The organism is Chryseobacterium oryzae (assembly GCF_022811665.1).
Classification (GTDB): domain Bacteria; phylum Bacteroidota; class Bacteroidia; order Flavobacteriales; family Weeksellaceae; genus Chryseobacterium; species Chryseobacterium oryzae.
On sequence record NZ_CP094529.1, the window covers coordinates 961,215 to 978,037 of the forward strand.

The following is a 16,823-nucleotide window of genomic DNA, read 5'->3' on the forward strand; positions in this document are numbered from 1 at the left end:
CAATTCAGTTTCGGCTCGGGCGAAGCCCGAGCCGAAACTGAATGATTCTAATAAAAATATTACTCTATAAAATGATGAAGTCGATTTAATTTGACAAAAAATTACCTGAAAACTGAATTATTCCACCGCAACAGAATCGTCGCCACGCCCGTCTGCAACGGCATTAATATTTCCATTTTCATCAATTAGAATCATTTCAGTCCGCCCTATCTGTTTTACTTTTTCAGATTTATAGCCTAACTTTTCGAGTTCTTTCACAATAGATTCCGGGAAGTTTTTTTCAAAAGCTACAGTTTCAGGTAACCATTGGTGGTGAAATTTGGGACTGTTTACGGTAATATTGGCATTCAGTTTAAAATCAATTACATCAACAATAGATTGGTAAACAGAGGTCGGAATGGTAGTTCCTCCCGGTGTACCAACAATTATAATGGGTTTTCCGTTTTTCAAAACAATAGTAGGAGTCATAGAAGAAAGCATTCTTTTATGAGGCTGAATAGAATTTGCTTCTCCACCCACTGCTCCAAACATATTGGGAACACCCGGTTTTACAGAAAAATCGTCCATTTCATTATTCAGGAAAAAACCGGCTCCCGAAACAACAACTTTACTGCCATATAAGCCATTCAGAGTAGTGGTAACCGAAGCAGCATTTCCCTCTTTATCAATTACAGAGATATGCGTAGTTTCCGTAGATTCTTTAGGTTGAGGAATAATTTTTCCAACTTCAGAGCTTAAGGTAGCTTTATTGAAGCTGAAGTTTTTCCATCTGTTTTTAAGATACTCATCAGAAATAAGGTAGGAAGTTTTATCTTCAATAAAATCCGGATCGCCCATATATTCTGCTCTGTCGGCAAAAGCTCTCCGTTCTGCTTCCACCATAATCTGAACAGCTTTCACAGAATTTTGTTGATATTTTTCTAAATTTTCGAATTCCGCCATTTTCAGCATTTGAGCAAGCAGGATTCCGCCACTGGAAGGCAATGGCATAGACACAATGTTATTGCCTTTATAGTTGAACTCTAATGGTTTTCTTTCGGCAACTTTATAATTTTTTAAATCATCAAGACTAATGATTCCGTTGCCTTTTTTCATTTCAGAAACGATAAGATTAGCAGTTTTTCCTTCATAAAAACCTTTTGAACCCAATTTCTGAATTAATTTTAATGATTCTGCAAGCTCTTTTTGGGTTAAAATATCTCCTGCTTTCCAAGGAATGGGTTTAACAAAAACGATAGACGAAGAATTGTGTTTCTTAAAATTTTCTTGGTTCGAATTTAATAAATCTGCTTCTTTTTCTGTGATTGCAAACCCTTTTTCGGCTAAATCTATAGCTGGCTGAATCAATTTGCTCATTGGGAGTTTACAATATTTCAATGTAGCAAAAAATCCGGCAACACTTCCCGGAATTCCCACTGCTAATCTTCCGTTTTGAGAGAGATTGGTATCGGCTTTTCCGTTTTTGTCGATATACATATCATGGCTGGCTTTTTGGGGAGCCGTTTCACGGTAATCAATGGTGAATTTTTCTCCCGTACTTTTTACTCCTACAAGAAAACCACCTCCGCCTATATTTCCTGCTTGAGGATAAACTACTGCCAAAGCATATTGCGTTGCAACAATAGCATCGTAAGAATTTCCTCCGAGTTTTAAAATTTTTGCTCCAGCTTCACTTGCCAATGGGTGAGCAGAAACTACAACACCTTTATTTTTTACCCTAACTTCTTTTACAATGGTAATGTCTTTATACTGAGCCGAAAAAGAATGGCTCATCATAATACATAGAAACAAGATTTTTTTCATCTGTAAATTTTATAATCTAATTTACAATTTTGTTTTCTTATCGTAAGCAAAATTTTTACTTTTGCTTATAATCAACTAACAGTAAATAAAAATGGAGTCCTTCACGGAAAAAATACTTATAACAGGAGCTTTAGGGCAAATCGGAACAGAACTTACCAATAGACTTGTAGAAATTCATGGTGCAGAAAATGTTGTAGCTTCGGGTTTAGACAGATTTCAGCAGGGTATTACATCAGCAGGATACTACGAAAGAATGGATGTAACCAATACGCAATTGGTAAGACAGGTTATTAAAGATTACGAAATAACAACGGTTTATCATTTGGCTTCTCTTTTGTCCGGAACTTCAGAAAAACAGCCGATTTTTGCATGGAAACTGAATCTTGAGCCTTTATTACATTTTTGTGAAATGGCAAAAGAAGGATTGATAAAAAAGATTTTCTGGCCAAGTTCTATTGCCGTTTTTGGTAAAGGAATTCCAAAAGAAAATGTTGGGCAGGATGTGGTTTTGAATCCTACTACTGTTTACGGTATTTCTAAAATGGCAGGCGAAAAATGGTGCGAATATTATTTTGATAAATATGGAGTAGATGTTAGAAGTATCCGTTATCCTGGGCTTATTTCCTGGAAAACTCCCGCAGGTGGAGGAACTACAGATTATGCAGTTGAAATTTTTTATGAAGCAATTGAAAAAGGAAAATATACAAGTTTTATTTCTGAGAATACGGGAATGCCGATGTTGTATATGGATGATGCCATTAATGCAACACTTAAACTGATGGATGCTCCCAAAGAAAGTTTAACGGTTCATACTTCTTACAATCTTGGCGGAATGTCTTTTACTCCTAAAGAATTAGCTGAAGAAATTAAAAATGAAATTAAAGATTTTGAGATAGAGTATAAGCCAGACTTCAGACAGGCAATTGCCGATTCTTGGCCGGCTTCTATTGATGATTCTGTAGCTAAAAAAGATTGGGGATTGTCTTACGATTTCGGAATTTCTGAAATGACAAAAGATATGATTAAAAATCTTAAGGTTAAGCTAAACAAAAATTAAGCTTCCCAATTTGCATGATATTACTTACGTTTAACATAATTTCTATCGAAGCCGAAACCCAAAAAGGCTTTGAGATTTCTAATGAGGAAAGATTACAGATTACGCAAAGTAATACAAGGGCAATTTTGAGAATTTTAGATATCCATGATATTAAAGCAAGCTTTTTTGTAGAGATTTCTATTATTGAGAAGCTTAAAGATCTTTTAAAAGCAATCTCGGCTCAAGGGCATGAGATTGCTTTTTACCATCAAAACAGTTCTTTGGAAAGGGTAGAGCTTGTAAAACATAGTATTCAGGATGTTCTCGAAAAAAATATAAGAGGAATTCGTTATAAAAACAACAGTTTTACGTTACAGGAGCTGAAACAGTCTGGGTTTAATTATGTTTCAGCGATAGATCATGCAGATATTCTCTTTCCGTTCAAACGGCTTAAGAAATCTCCGGAGATTATAGAAGAAGATGGAGTAAGCATTATTCCGGAAAGTATTTCTCCTTACAGTCAGCTTCCGTATAATGATTTTGTTTTTCAGGTTTTACCTATGAAATATTATCAGAATATGGTGTTCGAAACGTTGAAAAAAGACGATTTTGTAATGATTTACTTAGATTCTTGGCAATTTACAGATGTCAATAAACATCATTTTAAGATACCTTTCCACAGAAAATGGAATTTAGGAAAAAAAATGGAAGATAAACTGGAGTCTTTTCTAAGTTGGATCAACGAAAAAGAAATGGCTACTTCTCGTGTGAAAGATTATATTTTCTAATATTGAAACTCTAAAAATATCTTATGAGAAAATATTTTTTGGTAATCGCTGTCTTCCCTTTTCTGGTTTTTGCTCAGGAGGTTCCGAAACTTTCAGACGAAATGGCAATAAAGCTATCTGAAAAACCGCTACACTGCATTACTCAGGAATATCCTAATAAAACTGCACATATCATCAATAATTCTGATGAGGTTGCATTAAGTCCTAAAGATTTACATCCCAGTTTTTATGGGTGTTTCGATTGGCACAGTTCTGTTCACGGACATTGGATGTTGGTAAAATTGTTAAAATCTAAACCACATCTTTCTGTTGCAAAAAATATTGAGGCAATTTTGGAAAGCTCTCTTACCAAAGATAATCTTCAGGCAGAAGCCGATTATTTTACCAAATATCAGCTTACCGCAACTTTCGAGAGAACTTACGGTTGGGCTTGGCTGCTTAAGCTGGATGAAGAACTTACTACTTGGGATAATCCTAAAGCGAAGATTTGGCATCAGAATCTAAAGCCTTTAACAGATAAAATTCTGGCTTCTTGGAAATCTTTTCTTCCCAAACAAACTTATCCCAACAGAACGGGTGTGCATCCCAATACTGCTTTTGCGATGGGATTTGCAATAGATTGGGCAAGAGCCAACAAAGATTCTGAATTTGAAAAGCAACTTACCGAAAAGGCAAAATATTTTTATTTGAAAGACGAAAAAACGCCTGCATATCTGGAGCCGGATGGATCCGATTTCTTTTCTCCCAGTTTGGAAATTGCAGATTTAATGAGAAGAGTGTTACCTCAAAAAGATTTTGTGCAGTGGCTGAATACATTTTATGATCAGCGAAGTCTTAAAAATATCGAAAAAATACCTGTAGTAAGCGATTTGAATGATTTTCAGACCGTTCATCTGGTGGGATTGTCTTTTTCTAAAGCTTGGTGTATGAAAGGCGTTGCCAAAAGTCTTCCGCAAAGTCATCCTTTGAAAAAAGATTTTCTGAAAACAGCCAATATTTTCCTGAATAATGGTTTACCGTTACTTTTTCAAGGTAATTATGGTGGCGATCATTGGTTAGCCAGTTTTGCGGTGTATGCACTGGAAGAATAATCCTTTATTTACTTTAATTTCATTTCCAAATTCATTTTTAGTTTGATGATTTTTAAAATCTTCAAAAAAAATCATATTTTTAAAAGAATAAAAATGGTTTCTTCAATCTGGATATTATAGAAGTTCTAAATTTCAATTATGGTTCAAAGATTGTAGCTTTCTGAAATCTATACCAATCTAATTATGAAATTAATACAACTCGCAAAAGAACTGAATGTTTCTCCGGAAGCCATAAAATGCTTTATACAGGATTTTGATCTTGATCTTACAGATTGTATTTCAACCAATTTCGAAGTAAAGGAAGATTTCGAAAAATTTGCCCGTGAAAATTCCGAATTTTTAAAGCAATATGAAAAAGATTTAGATAAAAACAAGACGGTAGAACAGATTGCAGAAACCATTAATCAGCCCAAAGAAAAGATAGAAAAAGCAATTAAAGAAAATAATATATTCGATAACGGATTTTACCGCTCGTCTGTTTCCAGTTACGGAATAGATAAAAGATTAGGAGGCAATTATAAATTTGTTTACGACTATTTCGGGAATAAAACCAGTCTTCAGAAAAGAGATTTTATCGGGTACAGAGATTTGTTTTTTTACATTTCGGAAGTTTTGGAACCTTTTCTCAATCCTCAGCAGATTAAAGATTGGGGAATTTATAAACCTGCCGGAATTATTCTCTATGGGCCTCCCGGAAGCGGAAAAATTTTCTGGGCTAATAAGATTGCAGAAATTATCAATTATCAGTTCAAGGAAATCAAAAAGTACGATCTCGGAATTTCTTTCGTGAATGGGAATGAAACCAATTTCAACGATTATCTGTTAGCGATAATGAAGCACGATCGAGTTTTACTTTTTCTGGAAGATTTTGATGAAATTATGATGCAGCGAAAGGCAGAAAATAATATTTCGTATGCCAATCTCGAAGCTCAGGAAATGGTGTTGCATCACATTTCTAAATTTGAAAGTGAAGATATACTGATGGTAGGTTCTGCAAATTCGGTTTCAGGTATTGATGAGGAAATACTTGCACCAGGAAGATTTGATGTGTTGATTCCTGTTTTCCCGCCTAATGCAGCAGAGAGAGCCGAAATAATCTTATTTCAGATTACCAGAAATTTGGATAAAGATTCTCTTTTGTATAAAATTCTTAAAAACAATCAGGCAGACAAAATTCCTTTCTGGAATAATGTGGCTTCTCAGATGAAAGTTTTCAGCAATACGATGCTCATAGATTTCACACAGAGTTTGAAAAAAAGAATTAAAAATGCATATCAGAAAAGTAAAAATGAAAATCTGATTATTGATGAAAATCTTCTTCACGGAGCTTTAAGAGATGCTGCCGCAAAGCTTACCAACGAATATCTCGACTTGGTAGAGCAGTTTTTGGCCGATGCTGTTCTGAATAATTTAGATTACTTTCAAACCAGAATTCAGGCAGTTAAAAATGAATTGGAGGCTTATAAAATTGTACAAGAACCTCGAAGAGCTATTGGATTCCAAATTCAGAATGATGAAGAAAGCAAATAAGTTGTTTTGTTATTTGGTTTTAATTTGTTAATAATCAGAATGTTCTACATTTGTTTTAAACTAAAATATAATTTTTTGTTAATTCTCTTAACTTTTAATTCTCTTTTTTAACATTCTTTAACATCGTATCCTTAAGCCTTTAAAATAAGCTGTTTACCGAAAAAATTAGTATATTTTTATGATTTTGTTAACTTTTATTAACGTTTGAACTAGGCAAGTAAAAAGTTTCCCTATACTTTTGCCTCGTCAAACAAGTAAAAAAGTTCAAAGTGATGAAAAGATTTATTCTCGTAATCATAATGATGATTTCAACCTTCGGTATTTATTCTTTCAAGAATAATGCCGCAGATGCGAAGAAAACAAGTTATGCGTCTTACTACCACAGTAAATTTAATGGTAGAAAAACAGCCAGCGGAGAGATTTTTGATAATAAAAAACTTACCGCAGCTCACAGAACAATTCCTTTTGGTACTGAAGTAAAAGTTACCAATCTGAATAATGGAAAAGAGGTAATCGTAGTGATTAATGACAGAGGACCTTTCCATTCTTCAAGGGCATTAGATATGTCTAAGGCGGCGTTCGAAGAAATCGGAAATACCAATCAGGGTACTATTCCGGTTGAATATGAAATTGTCGATTAATTTATGATTTAATTAAAAAAAACAGGTTTCAATAATTTGAGACCTGTTTTTTTATGACTTTTTCACAGCCCATATTTGCATTGTTTTTAGCGGATTTGTTTAAAGGCTTTTTAGTAAATTAGCACCAAATAAATTTAATTATATGATTTCAGCAAAATATCTTGAAAACTTACAGAACGAACTCAAAAATATAGAGAATGATGGTCTTTATAAGAGAGAAAGAATCATTACATCCCAACAAAGTGCAGAAATAGAAGCGAACGGAAAGAAATTGCTGAATTTTTGTGCCAACAATTATTTGGGTTTATCCAATAATCCGGAAGTGATGAAAGCTTCTCAGGATATGATTGAATCTCATGGATACGGAATGTCTTCGGTACGTTTTATTTGTGGAACGCAGGATATTCATAAGCAACTGGAAGAAAAAATATCAAAATTCTTAGGTCTTGAAGATACAATACTTTATGCAGCATGTTTTGATGCCAATGGAGGAGTTTTCGAACCCTTATTCTCTGAAGAGGATGCTATTATTTCGGATGAACTGAATCATGCTTCTATTATTGATGGTGTTCGTCTTTGCAAAGCCGCAAGATACCGTTACAAGAATAACAATATGGAAGATTTGGAAGCACAGCTTATCGCCGCTTCTGAAAAAAATCACAGATTTAAAATTATTGTTACCGATGGCGTTTTTTCTATGGACGGTATTGTTGCAGATCTAAAAGGAGTTTGCGATTTGGCAGATCAATATGATGCACTTGTAATGGTAGACGATTCTCATGCTACCGGATTTATCGGAAAAACAGGTCGCGGAACCCATGAAGCCAATGAAGTAATGGGAAGAGTAGATATTATTACTTCTACACTAGGAAAAGCTTTAGGAGGTGCTTTAGGAGGATTTACTTCAGGAAAAAAAGAGATTATTGATATGCTGAGACAACGTTCCAGACCTTATTTATTTTCTAATTCTCTTGCACCAGGAATTGTGGGAGCTGCAATGAAGGTTTTGGATATGATTTCGGATGATACTTCTCTTAGAGACAAAGTAATGCAGAATGCAGAATATTTCAGAACCCAAATGAAAGCAAAAGGCTTTGATATTCCCGATGGAGATGCTGCGATTGTTCCGGTAATGCTTTATGATGCACCGTTATCACAAAAAATGGCAGAGAAACTGATGGATGAAGGAATTTATGTAATCGGGTTTTTCTATCCTGTAGTTCCTAAAGGTAAAGCCAGAATAAGAGTTCAACTTTCGGCAGCCCATACTCAGGAGCATTTAGATAAAGCTATTGCTGCTTTCGAAAAAGTTGGAAAAGAGTTAGGAGTTATTTAAATTGGATTCATATACCTAAAAAAAGCCGCTGAAAAATTGTTCAGCGGCTTTTTTTGTATTTTAAACTGATAATAAAATATCATAAATTCAGAAAATTAATATTACTTTCTAAATTATGGAAGTTTTTTTAGGGAAAGTAAAACTGCTTTATTTTCACACTTTTCGAAAGTAATTTCGTAGGCAGGTTTTTTTTCCGGATACGTTAAAAGATAGTCTGGACAAGGTTTTTTCTGAGCATGGCTTTTGTCGAAATCTATTTTTCCGTTGGTAATAATGCTGTCTTTCAGGAATTTTTCGTTGATTTTTAAAGCATTCATCTCTGTTTTGAATTGATCTGAATATTCAAAATCTTTAGAAAGTGTTTCGGCAATAACCCTGCTGTTGGGTAAATAACCACTGCAGCTTACACCTTTTTTATTAAGTACAAAAAAAACGATAATAAGTCCGGGAACCAGACCAATTACAAAGAATTTTATTTTTTTCATTAGAAAATTAAAAGATTGATGTCGTGATACGTAAGTCCGAAACGGTCGCAGATTACTTTTTTAGTATGTCGTCCTTTGTACATATATAAGCTTTGCTTCATTTCATTTTTGCGTAAAAGCATATTTTCGAAACCGCCTTCTTCGTCATAATTCAAAATATAAGAAAGAAAGAAATTAGAAATTGCCTTGGTTGTAGTTCTCGGCATTTTTGAAGTTAAATTCGGAAGTCCACAATGAATTACGCCATGTTTTATAATATACGGATCTTCCATTGTTGTAAGTTCGGAAGTTTCTATTGCTTTCCCGTTGTCGATTCCGATGTCTATAATAACACTGCCTTTCTTCATTTTTATAACCATTTCTTCGGTAACAATAGGCTGCATATTGAGTCTTGGTAAAGCTCCGATAACAACATCTGCTCTTCTTAAGCTTTTGCTGAGCTCTTTAGGATCGATTATTGAAGTAGGAACTCTGCTGTCTACCAAAGTATGAAGCCTTCTCAGTTTGGAAAGAGAATTATCGAAAACTTTTACACTTGCCCCTAAACCTATGGCTGCTTTTGTTGCAAATTCTCCTACAATTCCGGCTCCTAAAACTACTACTTCCGCAGGTCGAACACCGGTTATTCCGCCAAGCATTAATCCATTGGATAATGCTAATAATTCTGATGAATAAAGAATAGAAACTGTACCGGCAATTTCGCCGATTAACCTCACCAATGTAAGTTGTTTGTATTCGTCTGCAATAAATTCGAACGCAATAGCATTAATTTTTTTCTCAGCGAGTTTCAGAAAATAATCTTTATCTCTTAAATTGATCTGTAGAGCAGAAACAAGATAAGAATTAGGTTTAAGATATTCTGTTTCTTCTTCTGTGGGAGGGTTAATTTTAAGAACTAAATCCTGAGCAAATGCTTCTTTAGGATCTTCTGTAATTCTGGCTCCAGATTCTGAATATTGTAAGTCGGTAAAGAATGAGCTTTTTCCTGCACCAGATTCAATAATAATTTCGTGACCATGTTCTACCAAAACCTGTACAGCATCTGGCGTAATACACGTTCTTCTTTCGTTGAGACAGGTTTCTTTTGGAATTCCTATACTGAATTGTTTCCCTTTTTTAATTACATCCAGTTTTTCTTCTTTCGGCATCAGTTCTTCTTCTGAAAAAGGTGTAAAAATATGTGTAGTACTCATGATTATTCAATTAAAGACTTACTATTTTTATCAGACAAAGATATCATTTTTAATCGAATGAAATCTCTCTGCTTTCACCAGTATTTTCAATAGTCATTGTATGAAAATTCAAGCCCTGCAATTCTGCTTCATATACTTCCGGCCATTCTATTATACAGAGATAAGAATTATCTAGATATTCTTCAATACCGATATCGTAGACTTCATCAATGTTTTTAAGTCTGTATAAATCAAAATGAAAAATTTTTCCTTTTGGAGAATTATATTCGTTTACAATAGAGTAGGTGGGAGAGCTTACTTCATCTTCACTTCCCAGATTTTTAATCAAAAATTGGGTAAATGTTGTTTTACCCGCTCCTAAATTTCCTTTTAACAGCAAGATATTATTTTTGAATTCAGGAAGAATAGAATCTGCGACTTTTTGCCAGTCGCTCTTTTGATGAATGATGAATTGCATAAGCAAATATAAGTATTTGTCCTAAATTTTTGTCGTAAGTATAAAATAAAACTGACTGAAACAAATCAGTCAGTTAGAGGTAACTTCAAAGTTTTATATGAATGTGAAGTCTTAAAATCTTTCACAAGTTATGGTGTAAAAGTAAGGCGTAACCCCGTTTTGAGTGTCACCACTTTGTCTTTGCAAAAAAGTAATACGATAAAGAGCATTGGTATTAGGATAGCTTAAATATACTTCGTCGAACACATTATGATCAAAATTCGCATCTAATTTTTGCCATGTAGAACTCGTTATATTAACGGACTGCTGCATAGAAAGGACGTTAGGTGACACAAAACTAGAGCTACTTGCATTGGTTTTATGTATATAACTATAATATACTTTTGTTGAAGAATTAACCGGTGCAGGATCGGATGAAAGCGAGATAAATGGATACACTTTATTGTTTTCAACATCGAATTTCAATCTAAATCTGTCACATTTCATTTCGGAGCCATATGTGGATAGATTGGAAACGTAATTAATCTTCTGATTTGTTAAAATTTCATCCTGAATCTTTGCTATCATATTTGCTTTATCCCATCTTCCAAGATTACCGTTAGCATCTGCTACTACTACATCTTTGTAGCTTGTATCTGTGGTTTTGTCTGTTAGGGTACGAACTCTTAAATTTCCGTTTAAATCTAATGTTGCTGTAGGGTTAGTAGTTCCTATTCCGACATTTTGTGCGTAAAAAAACAGATTTAATAATAAACTGATTAGTAAATATAAATTTTTCTTTTGCATAATTTTATAAAGATTGCATTGAAAACCGCTCACAGATGATCCCGTAAAGATATTTGTTAGTTCCGGAATCGTTATTCGTATTCTTTGTTAAGGTTACTCTATACAGTGTTTTTTGGTTGGGTGGCACAATGGTATAAATTCTTATCGTATTGTCCGTAGAAGACGGAAAGAGAGTAGCATCTAAAGTTTGGAAGGTGTTGTAATTCGTAGACGTAAATGTGGTAAATCCATTTTGGTAAGTATATATCGGGCTGTTATTAGACCACCTTTTTATACCATATCCCATTACAAATTGAGTAGCATTATTATTTGTGGTGAAAATAGTATTAGAATTTAATTTAAATTCTGCAGTATTATTGTTGTTAATTCTAAAAGTGAGATCGCTACAGGTACATTCATTAGCCGTTACAGGAGTATCTGCCAAATAAATTTTTCTTTGAACATCAGAATTATTGTTTGGAGCTTTAAAAAGATCAGAGATAAGGATATAGTCTATATTTCCAGAAGTTTTATCAGAATGCAAGATTCTGGAATAATCTACATTACCAGTTTTAACAGGGATGCTGCTTACTTTTAAATTACCATTTACATCGAGTTTTCTCGAAGGTTCAGCTGTATTAATTCCTACGTTTTGAGATATAAACAGTGCAGGAATAAAAAAAACTGACATTAAAATTTTCTTCATTTTTCTAAAATTTTTCGCATACTACGGCAAAATCCCTACTGTCTGGAGTAGATCCTACGCTTTGTTTAATTCTATAGATGATGAGCCGGTAAAAATCAGAATCACCAGGATATTGAAAGTTGAGAACATTTTGTTCGAAATCAGCAAGTTGTGCTTCGGCTAAATTTTGCCAGACTGTATAGTTTGTAGAATCAAATAGGAATTTTTCGTCAGGTGTTCCGAAATAGCTTTTTCCTTGGAAAAATTGATAACCGTTAGAATCCCAGTTTTGTTCCATGTTCATATAAATTCCCACTTGGGTATTAGGATTGTCATTCAATCTAAATCTAATCTTAGAATCGCTGGTAGATGTCAGCGAAAACTGAAATTTCCCGCATTTTAAAATTTTGTTTCCATCACCATTTCCGTCTGTAGTATTGTAAATTTGGCTAAAGCTTTCCTTGTCTGTATTATTACTGTTTCCAGATGGCAAAAGGCTAGATTTTTTTGTAAAATCTATATTACCATTGCTGTCGGTTACTATAGATTGGTCGTAATCTGCATTGGCATGGGCATCGTTCAAATTGTGTACTTTCATTGTGCCTTCAACATCTAACATTCGTGAAGGATTATTGGTATTAATCCCGACTTGTGCGTTGGCAAAATGAAAAAAAACAATAAAGAAAAAAGAAGATATTTTATTTAAAATACTTTTCATCTTAAATACTTATTTAATTTTGCAAAATTAAAAAGATCTAAGCTTTTGATAAACGTTTTAAGCATATTTTAATATGATTATAATCATTTTAAATATAAAGTTAATCGGTTTAATTATTTTCATCATTTTTATATTATGATTTCCAAACAGACAATAGATAAGATATTTTCCACAATTCGGGTAGAAGAAATTGTTGGAGAATATGTACAGTTGAAAAGGGCAGGATCCAATTTTAAAGGGTTAAGTCCGTTTCATGAGGAAAAATCGCCCAGCTTTGTGGTTTCTCCAAGTAAACAGATTTGGAAGGATTTTTCTACAGGAAAAGGAGGAACAGCAATTTCTTTTCTCATGGAAATCGAAAATTTTACGTATCCTGAAGCATTAAGACATGCAGCAAAAAAATATGGGATAGAGATAGAAGAAGATCAACGAGAATTTTCTGAAGAAGCCAAAATTGCACAGTCTGAAAGAGATTTACTGTATAAAATTCATGAAGTAGCCAACGAGTTTTTTCAGAATATCCTTTGGGAAGATGGTGAAGGTAAGGCAATTGGTCTTTCCTATTTCAGAGAACGAGAACTGAAAGACGATATCATCAAAAAATTCCAACTTGGTTATTCACCAGAAAAGAAAAACGCATTCACAGAATTTGCATTAGAAAAAGGTTACACAAAAGAAATTTTAGAAAAATCTGGACTATCTATTTTTCCGGAGAACTCTCCTGCGGGTTTAGATCGTTTCAGAGAAAGAGTAATTTTTCCTATCCACAGTTTTTCCGGAAGAGTTTTAGGATTTGGAGCCAGAATTCTGAGAAGCAATGTGAAAACCGCAAAATATCTCAATTCCCCTGAAACAGAAATTTATCATAAGTCTAATGTTTTATATGGCTTAAACCAAAGTAAACAGGCAATTTCCCGCAAAAATGTCTGTCTTTTGGTAGAAGGTTATATGGATGTAATTTCTCTTCATCTTTCCGGGATCGAAAATGTTGTGGCAAGTTCCGGAACGTCATTAACAACAGAGCAGATTAAGCTTATTAAAAGACTTACAGAGAATGTAACCATTCTTTTTGATGGTGATAATGCGGGAATTAAAGCTAGTTTCAGAAGTATTGATATGCTTTTGGCTGAAGGAGTGAATATTCGTGTTCTTCTTTTCCCCGAAGGTGATGATCCCGACTCTTTCGCCCGTAAGCATCCGCAGGAATATGTTGAGAATTTTATTGAAAATGAAGCAACAGATTTTATAGATTTTAAAGCTGAAATTCTTTTAAAGGATGCAGGAAACGATCCTATTAAAAAAGCCGATGCGATAAGAAATATTGTAAAATCGGTTTCTTTTGTTCAGAATGCATTAAAAAAGGAAATTTACTTAAAAGAAGTTTCAAAAAAATTCCAGCTTTCGGAGCAAAGTCTGTTTAATGAACTGGATATTCAGCGGCAGATTACAGATAACCAAACACAGAAAACGCATCAGCAAAAAGAAAATACACCAGTAAAAATGGAAATTGTACCTTTTGATAAAGAAAAGGAAGATCCGTTTTTGTTTGATGTTTTATTTATGGAAAATAAGCTGATTGATCATATGCTGATGTTTGGAGATGTTGTTCTAAAGCGCACAGACGGGGAAAATACAGAATATCAGATTACCGTTATTGAAGAAATTCTTCATCATTTTGAAGAAGAACATTACGGCTTTTTAGCAAAAAACAACGAAATTATCATCAACCAGATTAAAGAAGGAATTCAGAATGATGAACTGAGAAGCGGAAGTTTTTTTGTGACTTTTATGGATGAAGAGATTACCACCAAAGTAGTAGATGCACTTCTTCCAAAAGATGAACTGGAAAACTGGGCTTCGAGAAATATCTATCCGCCTAATTACGGAGATAAAGTAGGGGATCAGGTAAAAGGCGATATTTTACTTCACAAATACCGTTATATCGATTATTTAATTAAACAAGCTATAGCCGAACTCGAAAATTACAGAACCTCAGACGAATCCAAATATTTTGAGCTGATAAAAAAAATAACATTACTAAAACAGGCTTCTATGCGCTTGAACGATATGATAGAATACTCACCCATTAAAGGGATCTATCTGGATAAAATGAGATAAATAAAGGGAATAATAAGTAATAACGATTTTTTCTTCTGCCATAATGTCCTTATATTTGTTTGGAACGATATTGGAAAAAAATAAAGAAATTATAAGCGAATGGATATTAAAAAAGAATTCAGAGATTTCTCAGTAAAGCATATGGGAAATAACGGTTTGGTAACCGATCAATATATGGGAGCATTCAATCCTACCAATCTTACACCTTATATTATGGAGGAGAGAAGAATGAACGTTGCACAAATGGACGTTTTTTCTAGATTGATGATGGACAGAATTATTTTCCTGGGAACCGGAATCGACGATCAGGTGGCAAATATTGTGACAGCACAGCTTTTGTTTCTGGAAAGTTCGGATCCGAATAAAGATATTCAGATTTATATTAATTCTCCTGGAGGAAGTGTTTATGCAGGATTGGGAATTTATGACACGATGCAGATAATTAAACCAGATGTAGCAACAATTTGTACTGGTATTGCTGCATCTATGGGGGCTGTACTTTTAGTTGCAGGAGAAAAAGGTAAGCGTTCTGCATTAAAGCATTCTAGAGTAATGATTCACCAACCGAGCGGTGGTGCACAAGGTGTTGCTTCTGATATGGAAATTAACCTGAGAGAGATGCTGAAACTGAAAAAAGAATTGTATGACATTATTTCTGAACATTCCGGGCAAACCTACGAATGGGTAGAAAAAGCATCCGACAGAGATTACTGGATGACATCTGAAGAAGCGAAAAGCTTTGGAATGGTAGATGAAGTTTTACAGAGATCTAAAGAAAAATAATTTTTCGTTGAAATTAAAAAAATGCGGCGTGCCCAAAGGGCACGCCGCATTTTTTACGTTATGAATTTGTTATTTTTTATCTAATAAAGAAATGTACTCTCCGTATCCATTTTTTTCCATTTCAGCTTTTGGAATAAATTTTAAAGATGCAGAATTAATACAGTAACGAAGTCCTCCTTTATCTGCGGGACCATCATTGAAGACATGACCTAAATGTGCATCACCGGTTTTACTTCTCACTTCAACTCTCGTCATTCCATGAGAGCGGTCAATTTTTTCATCAATTAACTTTTTGGTAATAGGTTTAGAAAAACTGGGCCATCCACATCCTGATTCAAATTTATCAGTTGAGATAAATAAAGGTTCTCCGGTGGTAATATCAACATAAATTCCTTCTCTGGTTTCATCCCAGTATTCGTTTTGAAAAGGTCTTTCTGTTCCGTTTTCCTGTGTAACATTATATTGTTCTGCAGTCAATTTAGTTTTTAGCACATTTTTATCTTGCTTAGTGTACTGAACTTCTTTTTTAGGAAGAGGATTGGCGTTTTTTGCCATTTCGAAAAGTCCTGGTTCAATATGGCAGTATCCACCTGGGTTTTTATCCAAATAATCCTGATGATAATCTTCAGCTTTATAAAAATTTTTCAAAGGTATAGTTTCTACAACGACAGGTTTACTGTAATTTTTTGCTAGTTTTTCTACTTCTGTTTTAACTGTAGCTTCCGTTTCATTATCCGTAGAATAAATTCCTGTTCTGTATTGGTTGCCTCGGTCGTTGCCTTGTTTATCAATACTTGTAGGATCGATGGTTTTAAAATAAAGATCAATTAAAAGCTTCAAATCTACTTGTTTTGGATCGTAAATTACTTTTACTGTTTCTGCAAAACCTGTGGTATGACTTACTACTTCTTCATAGGTTGGGTTCTTGGTATTTCCGTTGGCGTAACCTACTTCGGTTTTTACAACACCTCTTACTTGTTGAAAAAAATGCTCCGTTCCCCAAAAGCATCCACCTGCAAAATAGACTTCTTTTAAATTTTCAGTGTTCATAATTGTTTTGTTATCTTTTTTATTTTCTGTAGATTGTGGTTTAGCTTCTCCACAACTCGCTGCGAATGCGGCAATTCCGATACTTAAACCCAATATTATAAGAATATTTTTCATTGTTCTCTTATGATTTAAATTCATTTTTTTACGATTTAAATTTTTTATTCCAATTTCAAAAGCATAATTCATTTTTGAGATTATTGAAATTGACTGACCAATCATTTTTGAAGACTTTTTAAAATATATTCAAAATTTGAGTTTTTTGACGGTTTTAAATTAATGCAAATTTCGCACTAAACTTCAATAAAACAATAATGATAATCTCTATCATCCCGATTGTGTTTGTT

Annotated in this window: 16 protein-coding genes; 8 read left to right on the plus strand and 8 right to left on the minus strand. The window is 33.9% G+C overall.

What is annotated here, in order from left to right; genetic code table 11:
• Window positions 1-117: 117 nt before the first annotated feature.
• On the minus strand, window positions 118-1,803 hold the full coding sequence (gene ggt, locus MTP08_RS04465) for a gamma-glutamyltransferase (protein ID WP_243577217.1): 1,686 nt from the start codon (window positions 1,801-1,803) through the stop codon (window positions 118-120).
• Window positions 1,804-1,894: 91 nt separating this feature from the next.
• On the opposite strand from ggt, the gene MTP08_RS04470 reads away from it, so the two are divergent.
• The 6 genes from MTP08_RS04470 to kbl all read left to right on the plus strand — a co-directional run bounded on the left by MTP08_RS04470 (window position 1,895) and on the right by kbl (window position 8,225).
• Window positions 1,895-2,860 carry an NAD-dependent epimerase/dehydratase family protein gene (locus MTP08_RS04470; protein ID WP_243577218.1) on the plus strand — a complete coding sequence of 322 codons (966 nt, stop codon included), beginning with the start codon at window positions 1,895-1,897 and terminating at the stop codon, window positions 2,858-2,860.
• Between the two features lie 14 nt (window positions 2,861-2,874).
• Complete coding sequence (locus MTP08_RS04475; RefSeq protein WP_209389264.1) at window positions 2,875-3,627, plus strand: polysaccharide deacetylase family protein; 753 nt, start codon at window positions 2,875-2,877, stop codon at window positions 3,625-3,627.
• Window positions 3,628-3,650: 23 nt separating this feature from the next.
• Complete coding sequence (locus MTP08_RS04480; RefSeq protein ID WP_243577219.1) at window positions 3,651-4,718, plus strand: DUF2891 domain-containing protein; 1,068 nt, start codon at window positions 3,651-3,653, stop codon at window positions 4,716-4,718.
• A gap of 183 nt (window positions 4,719-4,901) precedes the next feature.
• A complete protein-coding gene (locus tag MTP08_RS04485; RefSeq protein ID WP_243577220.1) occupies window positions 4,902-6,248 on the plus strand; it encodes an AAA family ATPase in 1,347 nt (448 codons plus the stop codon).
• Between the two features lie 269 nt (window positions 6,249-6,517).
• Window positions 6,518-6,889 (plus strand): septal ring lytic transglycosylase RlpA family protein, encoded by a 372-nt coding sequence (locus MTP08_RS04490; protein WP_243577221.1) that lies wholly within the window; start codon window positions 6,518-6,520, stop codon window positions 6,887-6,889.
• A 142-nt stretch (window positions 6,890-7,031) separates the two neighbouring features.
• Window positions 7,032-8,225: a glycine C-acetyltransferase gene (gene kbl / locus MTP08_RS04495; protein ID WP_243577222.1), complete on the plus strand. Its 1,194-nt coding sequence runs from the start codon at window positions 7,032-7,034 to the stop codon at window positions 8,223-8,225.
• Between the two features lie 113 nt (window positions 8,226-8,338).
• Here the strand turns inward: kbl and MTP08_RS04500 are convergent, their stop codons facing one another.
• The 6 genes from MTP08_RS04500 to MTP08_RS04525 all read right to left on the minus strand — a co-directional run bounded on the left by MTP08_RS04500 (window position 8,339) and on the right by MTP08_RS04525 (window position 12,528).
• Entirely contained in the window at window positions 8,339-8,710 is a 372-nt protein-coding gene (locus tag MTP08_RS04500; protein ID WP_209389259.1) for a hypothetical protein, read from the minus strand.
• Entirely contained in the window at window positions 8,710-9,903 is a 1,194-nt protein-coding gene (locus tag MTP08_RS04505; RefSeq protein ID WP_243577223.1) for an alanine dehydrogenase, read from the minus strand. The genes MTP08_RS04500 and MTP08_RS04505 overlap by 1 nt, the downstream gene beginning before the upstream one ends.
• 49 nt (window positions 9,904-9,952) lie before the next feature.
• Entirely contained in the window at window positions 9,953-10,360 is a 408-nt protein-coding gene (tsaE, locus tag MTP08_RS04510) for a tRNA (adenosine(37)-N6)-threonylcarbamoyltransferase complex ATPase subunit type 1 TsaE (protein ID WP_243577224.1), read from the minus strand.
• Between the two features lie 111 nt (window positions 10,361-10,471).
• On the minus strand, window positions 10,472-11,146 hold the full coding sequence (locus tag MTP08_RS04515) for a hypothetical protein (protein WP_243577225.1): 675 nt from the start codon (window positions 11,144-11,146) through the stop codon (window positions 10,472-10,474).
• 4 nt (window positions 11,147-11,150) lie between these two features.
• Complete coding sequence (locus MTP08_RS04520) at window positions 11,151-11,831, minus strand: hypothetical protein (protein WP_243577226.1); 681 nt, start codon at window positions 11,829-11,831, stop codon at window positions 11,151-11,153.
• 4 nt (window positions 11,832-11,835) lie between these two features.
• Window positions 11,836-12,528, minus strand: a complete 693-nt coding sequence (locus MTP08_RS04525) for a hypothetical protein (protein WP_243577227.1) — start codon at window positions 12,526-12,528, stop codon at window positions 11,836-11,838.
• A 135-nt stretch (window positions 12,529-12,663) separates the two neighbouring features.
• On the opposite strand from MTP08_RS04525, the gene dnaG reads away from it, so the two are divergent.
• Both dnaG and clpP read left to right on the plus strand, forming a co-directional pair.
• Entirely contained in the window at window positions 12,664-14,646 is a 1,983-nt protein-coding gene (dnaG, locus tag MTP08_RS04530) for a DNA primase (protein ID WP_243577228.1), read from the plus strand.
• 99 nt (window positions 14,647-14,745) lie between these two features.
• Window positions 14,746-15,429: an ATP-dependent Clp endopeptidase proteolytic subunit ClpP gene (clpP, locus tag MTP08_RS04535; RefSeq protein ID WP_243577229.1), complete on the plus strand. Its 684-nt coding sequence runs from the start codon at window positions 14,746-14,748 to the stop codon at window positions 15,427-15,429.
• Between the two features lie 69 nt (window positions 15,430-15,498).
• On the opposite strand, the gene msrB is transcribed toward clpP, so the two are convergent.
• On the minus strand, window positions 15,499-16,593 hold the full coding sequence (msrB, locus tag MTP08_RS04540; RefSeq protein WP_394803747.1) for a peptide-methionine (R)-S-oxide reductase MsrB: 1,095 nt from the start codon (window positions 16,591-16,593) through the stop codon (window positions 15,499-15,501).
• Window positions 16,594-16,823 lie beyond the last annotated feature (230 nt).

What these genes read in the sequence shown, in the direction of transcription:
- MTP08_RS04480 (WP_243577219.1), top strand. Translation starts at nt 3,651, where the DNA reads ATGAGAAAATATTTTTTGGTAATCGCTGTCTTCCCTTTTCTGGTTTTT.
- tsaE (WP_243577224.1), bottom strand. Translation starts at nt 10,360, where the DNA reads ATGCAATTCATCATTCATCAAAAGAGCGACTGGCAAAAAGTCGCAGAT.
- kbl (WP_243577222.1), top strand. Translation starts at nt 7,032, where the DNA reads ATGATTTCAGCAAAATATCTTGAAAACTTACAGAACGAACTCAAAAAT.
- MTP08_RS04515 (WP_243577225.1), bottom strand. Translation starts at nt 11,146, where the DNA reads ATGCAAAAGAAAAATTTATATTTACTAATCAGTTTATTATTAAATCTG.
- clpP (WP_243577229.1), top strand. Translation starts at nt 14,746, where the DNA reads ATGGATATTAAAAAAGAATTCAGAGATTTCTCAGTAAAGCATATGGGA.
- MTP08_RS04505 (WP_243577223.1), bottom strand. Translation starts at nt 9,903, where the DNA reads ATGAGTACTACACATATTTTTACACCTTTTTCAGAAGAAGAACTGATG.
- ggt (WP_243577217.1), bottom strand. Translation starts at nt 1,803, where the DNA reads ATGAAAAAAATCTTGTTTCTATGTATTATGATGAGCCATTCTTTTTCG.
- MTP08_RS04470 (WP_243577218.1), top strand. Translation starts at nt 1,895, where the DNA reads ATGGAGTCCTTCACGGAAAAAATACTTATAACAGGAGCTTTAGGGCAA.
- msrB (WP_394803747.1), bottom strand. Translation starts at nt 16,593, where the DNA reads ATGAAAAATATTCTTATAATATTGGGTTTAAGTATCGGAATTGCCGCA.
- MTP08_RS04500 (WP_209389259.1), bottom strand. Translation starts at nt 8,710, where the DNA reads ATGAAAAAAATAAAATTCTTTGTAATTGGTCTGGTTCCCGGACTTATT.
- dnaG (WP_243577228.1), top strand. Translation starts at nt 12,664, where the DNA reads ATGATTTCCAAACAGACAATAGATAAGATATTTTCCACAATTCGGGTA.
- MTP08_RS04520 (WP_243577226.1), bottom strand. Translation starts at nt 11,831, where the DNA reads ATGAAGAAAATTTTAATGTCAGTTTTTTTTATTCCTGCACTGTTTATA.
- MTP08_RS04525 (WP_243577227.1), bottom strand. Translation starts at nt 12,528, where the DNA reads ATGAAAAGTATTTTAAATAAAATATCTTCTTTTTTCTTTATTGTTTTT.
- MTP08_RS04475 (WP_209389264.1), top strand. Translation starts at nt 2,875, where the DNA reads ATGATATTACTTACGTTTAACATAATTTCTATCGAAGCCGAAACCCAA.
- MTP08_RS04485 (WP_243577220.1), top strand. Translation starts at nt 4,902, where the DNA reads ATGAAATTAATACAACTCGCAAAAGAACTGAATGTTTCTCCGGAAGCC.